Genomic DNA, 13,140 nt, shown 5'->3' with positions numbered 1-13,140 from the left:
TTCCTCTTTAACGCCACGTATTCCCTAGCGCCACGTCTTCTTCTTTTTCCAGCGCCGCTCGCCGCGCGCGCCCTCTTCCCTGGCGCCAAGGTAGAATTCCTGGATGTCCTGGGAATGCATCAAGCGGTCGCAGGTGTCGTTCATCACGACGCGTCCGATCTCGAGCACATAGCCGTAGTGCGCCGTCTCCAGCGCCACCTTGGCATTCTGCTCGACCAGCAGGATCGACATGCCCTGCTCCTCGTTGACGCGGCGGATGATCGTGAAGATCTCCTTCACCAGCAGCGGCGACAGGCCGAGCGAGGGTTCGTCGAGCAGCAGCAGCGTCGGCCGGTTCATCAGCGCGCGGCCTATCGCGAGCATCTGCTGCTCGCCGCCGGAGAGCTGGCCGGCCGGCTGGTTGATACGCTCCTTCAGCCGCGGGAAATAGCCGTAGACGCGCTCCAGATCCTCCGCGACGCCGTCACGGTCCTTGCGCGGGTAGGCCCCCATCATCAGGTTCTCTCGCACCGAGAGGAACGGGAACACCTCGCGTCCCTCGGGCACATGGCTGAGGCCCAGACGCACGATGCGGTCCGCCTCCATGCGCTGGATCGGCTTGCCCATGAACTCGATCGAGCCCTTCTGCGGATCGAGAATGCCGGAGATGGTCTTCAGCACCGTGGTCTTGCCGGCGCCGTTGGCGCCCAGCAGCGTGACGATGCGACCGCGCGGCACCTCCAGCGAAATGCCGCGGATCGCCATGATCGGCCCGTAATAGCTCTCGATGTTGGAGAGTTTCAGGATGATGTCCGGCGTCACGGCGGCGTCCATGCCTCAGGCTCCCAGATACGCGGCGACGACGTCGGGGTGCTGCTGAACGTCAGCGGGCGAGCCCATCGCCAGCACCCGGCCGTAGTTCAGCGCGATGACGCGATCGGAGACGCGGTTCACCAGCGACATGTCGTGCTCGACCATCAACACGGTGACGCCGAGCTCGCTCTTCATGTCGCGGATCCAGAACGACATGTCGTTGGTCTCCTCGACATTGAGGCCGGAGGACGGCTCGTCGAGCAGGATCAGTTTCGGCTCCGAGCACAGCGCACGCGCGAGCTCGATCACCTTGCGAACGCCGTAGGGAAGGCCCGAGATCAGCTTGTCGCGGTAGGGTTCGAGATCGAGGAACTCGATCACCTGCTCGACACGGCGGCGGTGTATCTTCTCGTTGGCGCGCACGCTCGGCAGGAACAGGACCTCCTGCCAGAGCTGCGTGGTCGAATGCCTGTGGCGGCCGACCAGGAGGTTCGACAGCACGGTCGCATTCTCGAACAACTCGATGTTCTGGAAGGTGCGGGCGATGCCGAGCCTTGCGATGTCGTAGGGCGGCTGCTCCGTGATGTCCTGGTCCTCGAAGAAGATGCGGCCCGAGGTCGGCCGGTAGATCCGCGAGATCAGGTTGAAGATCGAGCTCTTGCCGGCGCCGTTGGGGCCGATGATCGAGAGGATCTCGCCCCGCTCCACCGCGAACGACACCGCGTCGACCGCCTTGAGGCCGCCGAAATGCAGCGACAGGTTCTCGGCGCGGAAATAGCTCATCTGTTCCGCTCCGACTTCACATAGATCTTCTGCCGCTTGAAGGTGGCGCGCTTGTAGAGCGGGAACAGCTGAAAGAAGAGCTTGATTTTCAGCCAGCGGCCGTAGAGCCCGAGCGGCTCGAACAGCACGAACAGCACGATGATGATGCCGTAGATCGCGCCCTTGAGGCCGTTGAGCGAGGCGAAGGCCGCGACCTTGGACTGGATATTGCCCGCGAGCGCCGCCCCGGCCCCGAACGTCGCGGCGATGCCGGCGATGATGCCGGGCATGTCGTCCTTCAAATAGGTCAGGAACGGGTCGATCATCACGATGAAGATCGCGCCCAGCACCGCGCCGTGCAGGCTGAAGGAGCCGCCGATCAGGATCACGATGATGAACTCGATCGAGAGCTGCAGCGTGAACATCTCCGGCGAGATGAAGGAGAGCTTGTGCGCGAACAGCACGCCGGCAAAGCCGGTGATCGCCGCCGAGATCGCGAAGGACTTCACCTTGTAGAGCGCGACGTTGACGCCCATGCTGCGCGCGGCCGTCTCGCTATCGCGGATCGCGACGAAGGCACGGCCCGTGGGCGAGCGCAGCAGATTGAGCGTGCCGACGATGGTCAGCACCAGCACGGCGAGGCAGAGGAAATAGAAGGCCGGGCTGTCGCGCGGCACCGCGACGCCGAGCAGCGACAGCGTCTTGACCCGCATGCCCTCGTTGCCGTTGGTGACGCTCTCCCAGCGCGCCAGGATTTCCTCGACGATCAGGGCAAAGGAGATGGTGGCGATGACGAGATAGATGCCCTGGAGCCGGAGCGCGGGGAAACCGACCATCGCACCGATCAGGCCGGTCAGGGCGCCTGCGGCGAGGAAGTAGATCGGAAAGGGCACGTTGTATTTCTGCAAATAGGCCGCCGTGTAGGCGCCGATCGCCAGAAACGCGGCATGACCCAGCGAAGCCTGCCCCGTAAAGCCGGTCAGGATCATCAGCGCCACGCCGACGGTCGCATAGATGCAGACGAAGACGAGCTGGCTCATCAGATAGCTGGAGAGCACGTAGGGCGCGATCAGCAACACGGCCAGCAGGACGCCGTAGGAGACGATGTAGCCCGAATGCGGAAACAGCCTGATGTCGTCCTCATAGTCGGTCTTGAACAGGAAGCGCATGGCGGTTCAGACCTTCTTGCGGACGTGAAGGCCGAACAGGCCCTCGGGCTTGAGCAAGAGCACGGCGAGCAGCACGATATAGGGCGCGACGTCCTTCCAGCCCTCGGCGAGATAAAAGCCGGCCATGCTCTCGATCACGCCGATCAGGACCCCGCCGACCACCGCGCCCGGGATAGAGCCGAAGCCGCCGAGCACCGCCGCCGGAAACGCCTTCAGGCCGAGCACGAGGCCCACATTCGAGTGGATGAAGGTGATCGGCGCCAGCAGCACGCCGGCGCAGGTCGCCACCGCCGCGCTGATCGCCCAGACGATCGACACCACCCGCTTGACCGGAATGCCCATGTAATAGGCCGCCAGCATGTTCTCGGAACTGGCGCGCATCGCGGTGCCGAGCGTGGTCTTGTTGAAGAACAGCCAGAGCAGCGTACAAAGGATCACCGTCGCCGCGATCACCGAGAGCTTGTCATAGGCCAGCACCAGCGAGCCGATGCGCAGCACGCCCTGGCTGAACGGCGTCTCGATCTTGAGATCGTCGGTGCCCCAGATCATGCCGGCGATCGAGCGCAGGAAGTAGCCGAGCCCGATGGTCGCCATGATGATGGAGAACTGCGGATAGCCGAGGATCGGTCGCACCACCACGCGCTCCGCCAGCATGCCGAACAGCGCCATCGCCGCCACCGCACCGGCAAAGCCGATCCAGTAGTTCAGGCCCATCATGCCGATGAAGGTGAAGGCGAAGAAGCCGCCCAGCATCATCAGATCGCCCTGGGCGAAATTGACGACCTCGGTGGCCTTGTAGACGAGCACGAAGCCGAGCGCGATCAGGCCGTAAACGCAGCCGAGCGCAACTCCGCTGACCAGCTGCTGAACGAAATCCAGCATTGCCGCGCATCCTCCCGATGCAACCAGCGGTTCTTCGTGACCGCCTTGCCGCATCTTGTGTCCAGTCGCTACGCGGTCGTTTCGCCGCGTTAGCTCCATTTGTCCCGGCGCAATTCAGCCTGAACCGCCACGCGCTGTCAACAAACGGTGACTTGCCTTTAGTCCAAGGCGGATGGCGGAATTTGCAGCAGCACGATTCACGGTGCCGAAACATCTTCGGGGCATGGTCGCGAGCGATGCAAAACCGCAAGGTGTGGCCGTCATGAAGCCGGACAACTCGGCGCTCGAGGTCCAAGGGTTAACGAAGCGTTTTGACCGTTTGGCGGTCGATAGCCTCGATCTCACCATTCACGCCGGCGAATTCTACGCGCTGGTTGGCCCCAACGGTGCCGGCAAGACCACCACTTTACGCATGGTTGCAGGCCTGCTCAGGCCCGATGCCGGCGCGGTCTCGATCTTCGGCATCGATGCGCTCGCAAATCCCGTCGCCGCCAAGCAGGTGATGGCGTGGGTCTCCGATGAGCCGATGATCTACGACAAGCTCACGCCGCTCGAATATCTCGAATTCGTCGCCGGCCTCTGGGGCATCGCGCCATCCATCTCGGAGCCGGTCGCACAGGAGCTGCTCAGCTCGCTCGGGCTCGCGCCGCACCGGCACGAACGCTGCGAGGGCTTCTCCAAGGGCATGCGCCAGAAGGTCGCTCTCGCCGGCGCGCTGGTGCACGATCCCCGCCTGATCATTCTCGACGAGCCGCTGACCGGACTCGATGCGGTCTCTGCCCGTCACGTGAAGGGCCTGCTGAGCGAACGCGTTCAGGCGGGCTGCACCATCATCATGACGACGCATATTCTCGAGGTTGCCGAGCGCATGGCCGACCGCATCGGCGTGATCGCCTCGGGCCGCCTGGTCGCGGAAGGGACGCTCACCGAATTGCGCCAGCAGAACGGCCATGCCGACACCAGCCTGGAAGATCTCTTCATCGCACTGGTGACGCTCCAGGAAGCCGCATGAGCTCGGCGACCGCGCTCTCCTGGTTTGCGCGCCACGAGTTGCGCCTCGCCTGGCGCGAATGGTTCGCGATGATGACCGGCGGCCGGCGCAAGCGGGCGCGTGCTGCCGTGATCGGCCTGCTGTCCTTCGCGGCCCTGCTGCATCTGCCGGCCTGGGCCGTGATCGGCCGCTTCGCCGATCTGCAGTTGCCGCTCGACAAATCCTCGCTGATCGTGATCTCGGCGACGATCTTCCTGGCCTGGACGCTGATGCTGTCGCAGGCGATCGAATCGGTGACGCGGGTGTTTTACGCCCGCGCCGATCTCGACCTCATCATGTCCTCGCCGGCGACGCTGGCCAATCTGTTCTCGGTGCGCATCGCCGCGATCGCACTCACCGTCACGGTGCTGGCGCTGCTGTTCTCGACACCTTTCATCGACGTGCTCGTGTTCAGCGGCGGCGCGCGCTGGCTTGCGGCGTTCGGCGTCGTCGTCGCCATGGGCCTGTCGGCCGCGGCGGTCGCGATTGCAGTCACCATCCTAATGTTCCGCCTGATCGGCCCGGCGCGGACGCGCTTCGTGGCCCAGATCCTCGCCGCGATCATCGGCGCCGGCTTCGTGATTGCGCTACAGGTCGCCGCGATCATGTCCTATGGCACGCTGTCGCGCATCACCATCCTGACATCAGGCACCTTTGCCGAACACGCTCCTGATGTCGACAGCATCTGGTGGTGGCCGGCGCGGGCGGCCTTGGGCGACACCGAGGCGCTGCTGCTGCTCCTCGCGCTCGGCCTTGTGCTGCTCGGAAGCGTCATGGCGATGTTCTCGGGCCGCTTCGCCAACACCGCGATTGATGCGGCCGCCTACGGCAGATCCGGCAGCAAGCGCGCAAAGGAACGCCCATTCCGAAGCGGATCGCGGCAAACGGCGCTGCGGCGGAAGGAATTCACCCTGTTGTGGCGCGATCCCTGGCTGGTCTCGCAAACCCTGATGCAGCTACTTTATCTGGTGCCGCCGGCGTTGCTGCTGTGGCGCAGCTTCGCCGACAGCTCCGCGGCGCTGACATTGATCACGCCTGTTATCGTCATGGCGGCAGGACAACTCGCCGGCGGCCTCGCTTGGCTGACGATCTCGGGCGAGGACGCGCCTGACCTGGTCGCAACCGCGCCGCTGACACCGTCCAGCGTCATCCGCGCCAAGATCGAGGTGGTGCTGATCGCGATCGCCGTGATCTTCTGCCCGCTGATTGCCGCCCTGGCATTCGCGTCGCCATTCCAGGCAGCCGTCAGCGCCTGTGCCGTCATCATCAGCGCGGCCTCCGCGACCGCGATCCAGCTCTGGTTCCGGGTGCAGGCCCGGCGCAGCCAATTCCGTCGCCGCCAGACCTCGTCGCGGCTCGCGACCTTCGCCGAGGCCTTCTCCTCGATCGGCTGGGCTGCCACCGCCGCCCTGCTGCTCGCGTTGCCGCTGGCCGGCCTCATCAGCGGCCTGATCACCGCCGGTCTCGTCGCCATCACCTGGAAGTTCAGTCCAAAGCGCGATTAAAGGGCTGCGACACTGACGCGCTGTTGATCACATCCTATTGGCCGCGCGCTGCATTGCACGCTAGACTTTCCACTGGGCGTCATTGGGGACGGTTTCATGTGGCGATTGGTTTCGGCGGTCCTGGCGCTGTTCGGCGCGCACCTCTCACCTGCTCTCGCCCAGCAGCCCCAGCGCAGCGAATGCCTGGCGATGGCCAACGCGGCGCCTCGCGTCACGTCGGTGGCGTTCCGTCAGGCGGCAGCCGCGGCCGAGGTCCAAATCACCTATGCCGGCCATTCCACCTATTACATCGACACGCCCGGCGGCCTGCGCATCGCCACCGACTATAGCGGCGCCTATCAGGTCGGCCGGCTGCCCGATGTCGCCACGATGAACCGCGCGCACAGCACCCACTACACGCTGTTTCCCGACAAGCGCATTCCCCATGTGCTGCATGGCTGGAGCGAGGACGGCAAGCCGGCCATCGTCTCGGAGCGCATCGGCGACACCTTCGTCCGTAACGTCACCACCGATATCCGCCGCTATTTCGGCGACGATGCCGGCGCCGACATGATCCGCGACGGCAATTCGATCTTCATCTTCGAAGTTGCGGGCCTCTGCATCGGTCATCTCGGCCATCTCCACCACAAGCTCGACGACAGCCACTTCGCCCAGATCGGGCGGCTCGACATCGTGATGGTGCCGATCGACGGCACCTACACCATGTCGCTAGGCGGCGTCGCCGAGATCACCAAGCGGCTGCGTGCTTCCGTGGTGCTGCCGATGCACCGCTTCGCGACCCCGCTCGACGATTTCCTGCGCGGCATCGGCCAGCAGTTCGAGATCGACCGCCGCAGCAAGCGTTCCTTCCGGATGTCGCGCGATGCGCTGCCGACGACGCCGACGGTGATCGTCCTCGACGGCGTCTGACGCGCAATTTTCTCCAAGTCACCTGCGGTTCCTTCGTGCTGATCTCCTTGCGACGGGAGATCGACATGACCGACCTTGCGAGATTGTTGCACGCGGATGGACAGAATCCCGAGCACGCGGCGGCGCTTCAGCTTTATGGCCGCTTCGTCGGCGACTGGGATGCCGAGGTCACCGCCCATGGGCCCGGTGCAACGACACACACCGCGCCCGGCGAAATCCATTTCGGCTGGGTGCTGGAGGGCCGAGCCGTGCAGGACGTCTGGATCATTCCTCGCGCCGCAGGCAGCCCGACCTTCCCGATCGCCGGCAATTGGTACGGCACGACGCTGCGCGTCTACGATCCCACCATTTCCGCGTGGCGGATTTCCTGGTTCGACCCCGCACGCAGCGTGTTCCGCCAGCAGATCGGTCGTCCGCGCGGCGAGGACATCGTGCAGGAGGGCACGACCGAGGCTGGCGACCTGACGCGCTGGAGCTTTACGGAAATCACCGAGGATTCCTTCCACTGGCTCGGCGAGGTCAAGCCTGCCGCCGCAACCGATTGGCGGCTGGTGGTCGATGTCAGGGCGAAGCGGCGCAAGGACTGACGACAGCGCCGATACGCTTGCGATGACGGGCGCGGTTGCGCAACGCGCGCTGCTGCGTGGAGACATCAGGTGCTAGGCTCCCGCCACAAAAAACATAGAGGGAGCGAACACCGATGGCTGCAAGCGGTCTGCCTGCCAACACCAGCGGGCTATTCGTCGAACCGCGCGAGGACTGGCTCGCGCAACATCAGGAGGAGATCATCGATCCGGCACGGCGGATCGTCGATCCCCATCACCATCTCTGGAACCGCGGGCACCGCTACCTGATCGAGGAGATGGCGGCCGACATCGCCTCCGGCCACAACATTATTGCCACCGTCTATGTCGACTGCCGCTCGATGTACCGCGCGCACGGCCCCGAGGCATTCCGGCCCGTCGGCGAGGTCGAGTTCGCCAACGGCGTTGCCGCGATGAGCGCAAGCGGCGGCTACGGCACGGCCGCGATCTGTGCCGGAATCGTCAGCCACGCCAATCTGCTGCTGGGCGACGCCGCCAAGCCGGTGCTGGAGGCGGAGATCGCGGCCGGCAACGGCCGCTTCCGCGGCATCAGGCATTCCTCGGCCTGGGACGAAGACCCTGCCGTCGCCGGCATGTATGCGAACCGGCCAAGGGGACTGTTGCGGGACCCGACCTTCCGCAAGGGCTTTGCCTGCCTTGCGCCGCTGAATCTCAGCTTCGATGCCTGGCTTTTCCATCCGCAGATCGGCGAGCTGACCGAGCTCGCGCGCGCCTTCCCCGACACCAAAATCGTGCTCGACCATTGCGGCGGCCCGGCCGGAATCGGCCGCTTTGCAGGGCGGCGCGAGGAGGTGTTTCCGCAGTGGCGCGCGTCGATCCAGGAGATCGCGAGGTGCGAGAACGTCGTCGTCAAGCTCGGCGGGCTCGCGATGTGCCTGCTCGGCTACGACTTTCATTTGCGCAAGACGCCGCCGTCATCGGAGCAGCTTGCCGCCGCCTGGCGGCCCTATATCGAGACCTGCATCGAGGCCTTCGGCCCGGAACGCGCGATGTTCGAAAGCAATTTTCCGCCGGACAAGGGCCAGTGCAGCTACCAGGTGATCTTCAACGCCTTCAAGCGTATCGCCGCGCCCTTGAGCGAAGCCGAGAAGACCGCGCTGTTCTCGCAGACCGCGACCGATGTCTACCAGCTCGACTTGCCGTCGTGACAGGACTTGATGTCGTAACAAGACTTGCCGTCATGACGAGAAGAGGGGCCGGGATGTTGATCCCGCCCCCTCTTCGTCGTAGCCCGCTGGGAAGCGTCCTTGAAACCTGAAAACGACTAGCCTGCGCCAAGCAGCGAGGCCGGGCGGCGCTCGCCGGCGGAGACGAACATCCGCTTGAGCCTGTTGACGACGCGGATCATGAAGCCGATCACGACGGGATTGGTCTTGCGGCAGAAAGCGATCTTCTTGACGTGGCCTTCGACATGCCATTTGGCATGCGCGCCGTCGCGGAAGAAAATGACGTCGCCGGGTCCGTAGCGCTTCGGCGGCATGCCGTCGCTCTCGAGCACGATCGATCCTTCCATGATCATGATCGTCTCGTCGATGTCGTAATACCAGTTGAAGCGACCCTCGGTGCACTGCCAGATGATGGTCGAGGCGGTGCCGTCATCGCTGGTGGACAGGATGTGCGAGCGCGATACCGGGTTGCCCTCGATGATCCAGGACGGTTCGATCGGCCGCAGCTCCAGGTCCACATTGCAGCTACCGATTTCAATCAATGCGCGCGACATCTACTTCCCCAGGAAATATAATATGACTGACCGGGTCTCGGCCCGGATTGTTCAAAAGATGTTGGGAACGCTAGTAGCCGGTTTTTAATTCTTTCTTACGCAGGCCCCGACAATCAGCCGCAAGTTGCAGATGCGAAGCGGTTAACGTCGCGATTCCCCTGCAAATTCGCGCACATGAACCCATCTTTTCCGGGGTGCGACAAAGTGCGCGGACGTGACCATCGAAGGAGCCATGCCGATGCCCCTTACCCCAGAGGTTCTGGCAGCCAATGACGAGGTCGTCGCCTGGCTCGGCAGCCTCGACGTAACTTTCGCGCCGGACGAGGAGCCCTGGTTCACCATCGACGGCGTCGAGAGCCCCCGGCAGATCGGCAGTGACGGCGCCGGCGGCGCGTTCGTGCTGCTGCCGTCGCAGAATGTGCTCTACGTCTCATCGGAAGGCCGCGCAGGCATTATCGCCGATACGTTCGAGGCGTTCGTTCAGCTCGTCGCAGCCCGTCCCTATTGGCTGGATATTCTCAAATTCTCCGCCGGAGGCGATCTTGAGGAAATGCGGCGCGCAGCGAATGCGCTGGAGGCGACACTCGACGACGAGGACGAGGTCAACGAGGCCCGCGAGGAAATCCGCAGGGGTCTCGACCTGCCGGAGGCGGACGATCCCGTCCGTGCGCTTTATGAGGCGGTCGCCGCGTCCGACGCCATCGTGCGGGCGACCGACGGCTGCCCGTTCACGACGCTGTTCAACCGCTTCAGCGTCGACAACAATCCGATGCTGCGCAACGCAGCGGCGTGAGAGAGAATTCTACTTTGCCCACTCGCCCTTGCGGAACACCGGCACCTTGCTGCCGTCGGCCAGAATGCCGTCGATGTCGGTCTCGGACGAGCCGATCATCCAGTCGATATGGATCAGGCTCTGGTTGCCGCCTTGGGCCGCGATCTGTTGCGGCGTCAGCTGGGCGCCGTTGACGAAGCACTTCGAATAGCACTGACCGAGCGCAATGTGCGAGGCCGCGTTCTCGTCGAACAGCGTGTTGTAGAACAACAGCCCGCTCTGCGAGATCGGCGAGGAATGCGGTACCAGCGCCACTTCGCCGAGCCGCCGCGCGCCCTCGTCGGTGTCGAGCACCTTGTTCAGCACCTCCGCGCCGCGCGAGGCCTTGGCATCGACGATCCTGCCGTCCTCGAAGCGCACCGCGATGTTGTCGATCAGCGTGCCCTGGTAGGACAGCGGCTTCGAACTTACGACATGTCCGTAGACGCGCCGGCAATGCGGCGTGGTGAAGACCTCTTCGGTCGGGATGTTGGCGTTGCAGCTGATACCGTTCTTGGACAGCGAGGCGCCGCCTTCCCATTCATGGCCGTCGGCGAGCCCGATGGTGAGGTCGGTCCCCGGTCCCGAGTACTGCAGCGCGCGGAAACGCTGGCCGTTGAGCCAGTTGGTGCGCTCGCGCAGCACCGCATTGTGACTCGCCCAATTGGCCGTGGCGTCCTCGCGATCGACGCGGGACGCGGCGAAAATCGCGTCCGCGAGCTTGCCGATCGCGACCTCTTCCTGATCGTTGGGAAACACCAGCTTGGCCCACGCTGCGCTCGGATAGGCGATGATGTTCCAGTTGGTATCGAAATTGACAATCTTCTCCAACGCCGGCTGATAGGCGATGGAATTTGCCTTGCTGGCGCGCGCGACCTTGGAAGCATCTTCACCCGACAACAGCATCGGATTGTCGCCGACGATCGCAAGCCGCGCGGTATTGTTCGAGAACGCTTTCGCCATGCCCTCGTAGAGCCAGTTGGCGGCCCGATCAAAGCTGTCGTCGTGGCCGTGGCGATAGCGCGCCAGCGTCATCTCCTCATCCGACAGGATCGGCGTCACGATGCCGGCGCCGGCCTTGTAGGCGTGAACGGCGATCCGCCGCACCAGCGGCAGCGCGATGGCGGGCGCCGTCAAGAGCAGATCCTGTCCCGGCCGCAAGCCCAGGCCCACCTTCACCGCGACCTCAGCCAGCCGGTCGAGTTTCACGGGATCAATGGGAGTGGCGGAATTGCGGTGGTCAGTCATGCGGGATCCTCTGCCGAAATCTTCCGTTCAATCTAAGTCTAGCATCGCGAGACACAAGTGCGCGAGCACCTTGCGAAATATGAAAGATACGCAATTTCGCGCATTTTGGTTTTCAACGCGTTGCCGATTTCAGCACCCGATCGACCATGGCGGGCGCAAGGCCGAGGTAATTTTTCGGTGAAGTCAGCGCATCGATCGTGGCGCGGTCGATGCGGGTCGAAACGCGGGAGTCGGACGAGAGCGCGTCCGCCAGCGTCAGACCTTTCTCGTTGGCGAGCCGGCAGGCATCATAGACCACGTCATGCGCCTCCTGCCGCCCGATCTGGGGCGCCAGCCCCATCATGACCGCCTCGGCCACGATCAGGCCGCGGCTGATGCCGAGATTGTCGTTCATCTTCGCCTCGTCCACGATGAGGCCGGCGAGCGCGAACTTCGCCTGGTGCAGCGCGCCGGCGGAGAGCACGAAGCTTTCGGGGATCGCCATCCATTCGGCGTGCCAGGGTCCGGTGGCGCGCTCGAAATCCTGCACCATGGCATCCAGCATCAGGCCGGCGTGCTGGCGCACCGCCTTGCTTGCTGCGAGCATCAACTCCGAGGAGATCGGGTTGCGCTTCTGCGGCATGGTCGAGGACGCGCCGCGGCCCTTGACGAAGGGCTCGTAGACCTCGGCGAACTCGGTGGAGGCCATGATCATGATGTCGAGCGCGATCTTGCCGAGCGAGCCGGTGACGAGCGCGAGAAAATTGACCGCCTCGGCGAAGCCGTCGCGGGCGACGTGCCAGGTCGAGGCGGGAACGCCGAGCTTCAGCTCGGCGCAAAGCGCCTCCTGCACCTCGAACCCCTTGTTGCCGAGCGAGGCGAGCGTACCGGCGGCGCCGGCGAACTGGCCGACCAGAACGCGCGGCTTCAATTGCGCCAGACGCTCGGCATGGCGATCGAACATCGCGAGCCAGATCGCGGTCTTGTAACCGAAGGTCACCGGCAGCGCCTGCTGGAGATGAGTGCGGCCGGCCATCGGCGTGTCGCGATAGCGCTTCGAGAGGTCCGCGAGGACTTTTCGCAGCTCGCTGATGTCGCGCTCGACGAGTTCGAGCCCCGCGCGCAATTGCAGGACCACCGCGGTATCCATGATGTCCTGCGTGGTCGCGCCCCAATGCACGTAGCGGCCGGCCTCGCCGCATTGCTTCACCATCTGATGCACCAAAGGAAGGATCGGATAGCCGACGATGTCGGTCTCCTGCCGCAACAGGTCGAAATCGAGCGCGGAGACGTCCGTCCGCGCCGCGATCTGCTCGGCGGCGTCCTGCGGGATCACACCGCACCTTGCTTCCGCCTTCGCCAGCGCGACCTCGACCTCGGCATAGCGCCCGACCAGCGCGACGTCGGAAAACACCGCGCGCATCTCGGGCGTACCGAATGCGTCGCGGAACAGCATGGAGTCGATCACGGTGGTCGAGGCGGGAAAAGCGGGCATGGGCGTTTCTTTGTGGTTGGCGTTTTTATGTGGGCGCAGCTTACGCAAGCGACGGTGTTCGGCAATGGACAAAGCCCGTTACTCCCGTCATTCCGGGGCGCGCCATTTGGCGCGAGCCCGGAATGACGAGGCAAATAATCCGCCTCACATCGTCGCATTCTCGCCGAGGTTGTATTCCTCCCCGAAAACGGCATGGCTGCCATCACGCGATCGTGGTGAACCCGGTCGACCGC

13 protein-coding genes are annotated in these 13,140 nt (G+C 64.3%); 6 read left to right on the top strand and 7 right to left on the bottom strand.

All coding sequences use genetic code 11. The features are described from left to right. Positions 1 to 24: 24 nt before the first annotated feature. The 4 genes from WHZ77_RS03495 to WHZ77_RS03480 are packed head-to-tail and all read right to left on the bottom strand — an operon-like array spanning position 25 to position 3,605. The gene (locus tag WHZ77_RS03495) at positions 25 to 813 is read right to left on the bottom strand and encodes an ABC transporter ATP-binding protein (protein WP_014439482.1); all 789 of its coding nucleotides are present in this window, start codon (positions 811 to 813) and stop codon (positions 25 to 27) included. A gap of 3 nt (positions 814 to 816) precedes the next feature. After that, complete coding sequence (locus tag WHZ77_RS03490; protein WP_375312406.1) at positions 817 to 1,575, bottom strand: ABC transporter ATP-binding protein; 759 nt, start codon at positions 1,573 to 1,575, stop codon at positions 817 to 819. Then, on the bottom strand, positions 1,572 to 2,723 hold the full coding sequence (locus WHZ77_RS03485; protein WP_375312405.1) for a branched-chain amino acid ABC transporter permease: 1,152 nt from the start codon (positions 2,721 to 2,723) through the stop codon (positions 1,572 to 1,574). The genes WHZ77_RS03490 and WHZ77_RS03485 overlap by 4 nt, the downstream gene beginning before the upstream one ends. Positions 2,724 to 2,729: 6 nt before the next feature. Then, entirely contained in the window at positions 2,730 to 3,605 is an 876-nt protein-coding gene (locus tag WHZ77_RS03480) for a branched-chain amino acid ABC transporter permease (RefSeq protein ID WP_375312404.1), read from the bottom strand. A 262-nt stretch (positions 3,606 to 3,867) separates the two neighbouring features. Between WHZ77_RS03480 and WHZ77_RS03475 the strand changes: the two genes are divergently transcribed. The 5 genes from WHZ77_RS03475 (at position 3,868) to WHZ77_RS03455 (ending at position 8,802) form a co-directional block, all read left to right on the top strand. Continuing rightward, positions 3,868 to 4,617 (top strand): ABC transporter ATP-binding protein, encoded by a 750-nt coding sequence (locus tag WHZ77_RS03475; RefSeq protein ID WP_375312403.1) that lies wholly within the window; start codon positions 3,868 to 3,870, stop codon positions 4,615 to 4,617. After that, the gene (locus tag WHZ77_RS03470; RefSeq protein WP_375312402.1) at positions 4,614 to 6,140 is read left to right on the top strand and encodes a permease; all 1,527 of its coding nucleotides are present in this window, start codon (positions 4,614 to 4,616) and stop codon (positions 6,138 to 6,140) included. The genes WHZ77_RS03475 and WHZ77_RS03470 overlap by 4 nt, the downstream gene beginning before the upstream one ends. Positions 6,141 to 6,236: 96 nt before the next feature. After that, on the top strand, positions 6,237 to 7,049 hold the full coding sequence (locus WHZ77_RS03465) for an MBL fold metallo-hydrolase (protein WP_375312401.1): 813 nt from the start codon (positions 6,237 to 6,239) through the stop codon (positions 7,047 to 7,049). A 65-nt stretch (positions 7,050 to 7,114) separates the two neighbouring features. Beyond that, positions 7,115 to 7,636: a hypothetical protein gene (locus WHZ77_RS03460; RefSeq protein WP_375312400.1), complete on the top strand. Its 522-nt coding sequence runs from the start codon at positions 7,115 to 7,117 to the stop codon at positions 7,634 to 7,636. A 113-nt stretch (positions 7,637 to 7,749) separates the two neighbouring features. Continuing rightward, positions 7,750 to 8,802 (top strand): amidohydrolase family protein, encoded by a 1,053-nt coding sequence (locus tag WHZ77_RS03455; RefSeq protein ID WP_375312399.1) that lies wholly within the window; start codon positions 7,750 to 7,752, stop codon positions 8,800 to 8,802. A 116-nt stretch (positions 8,803 to 8,918) separates the two neighbouring features. Here WHZ77_RS03455 and WHZ77_RS03450 read toward each other — a convergent pair whose 3' ends face one another. Then, positions 8,919 to 9,374, bottom strand: a complete 456-nt coding sequence (locus WHZ77_RS03450) for a cupin domain-containing protein (protein WP_375312398.1) — start codon at positions 9,372 to 9,374, stop codon at positions 8,919 to 8,921. Positions 9,375 to 9,612: 238 nt separating this feature from the next. Between WHZ77_RS03450 and WHZ77_RS03445 the strand changes: the two genes are divergently transcribed. Beyond that, complete coding sequence (locus WHZ77_RS03445) at positions 9,613 to 10,167, top strand: hypothetical protein (RefSeq protein ID WP_375312397.1); 555 nt, start codon at positions 9,613 to 9,615, stop codon at positions 10,165 to 10,167. Between the two features lie 9 nt (positions 10,168 to 10,176). Here WHZ77_RS03445 and WHZ77_RS03440 read toward each other — a convergent pair whose 3' ends face one another. Continuing rightward, positions 10,177 to 11,433 (bottom strand): aminopeptidase, encoded by a 1,257-nt coding sequence (locus WHZ77_RS03440; protein WP_014439471.1) that lies wholly within the window; start codon positions 11,431 to 11,433, stop codon positions 10,177 to 10,179. 112 nt (positions 11,434 to 11,545) lie between these two features. Continuing rightward, a complete protein-coding gene (pcaB, locus tag WHZ77_RS03435; protein WP_375312396.1) occupies positions 11,546 to 12,907 on the bottom strand; it encodes a 3-carboxy-cis,cis-muconate cycloisomerase in 1,362 nt (453 codons plus the stop codon). Positions 12,908 to 13,140 lie beyond the last annotated feature (233 nt).

It is taken from the genome of Bradyrhizobium sp. A5, assembly GCF_042076515.1.
GTDB lineage: Bacteria > Pseudomonadota > Alphaproteobacteria > Rhizobiales > Xanthobacteraceae > Bradyrhizobium > Bradyrhizobium cosmicum.
Note: the sequence above shows the minus strand (reverse complement) of the source record. Positions and strands in the feature narration are given on the sequence as shown.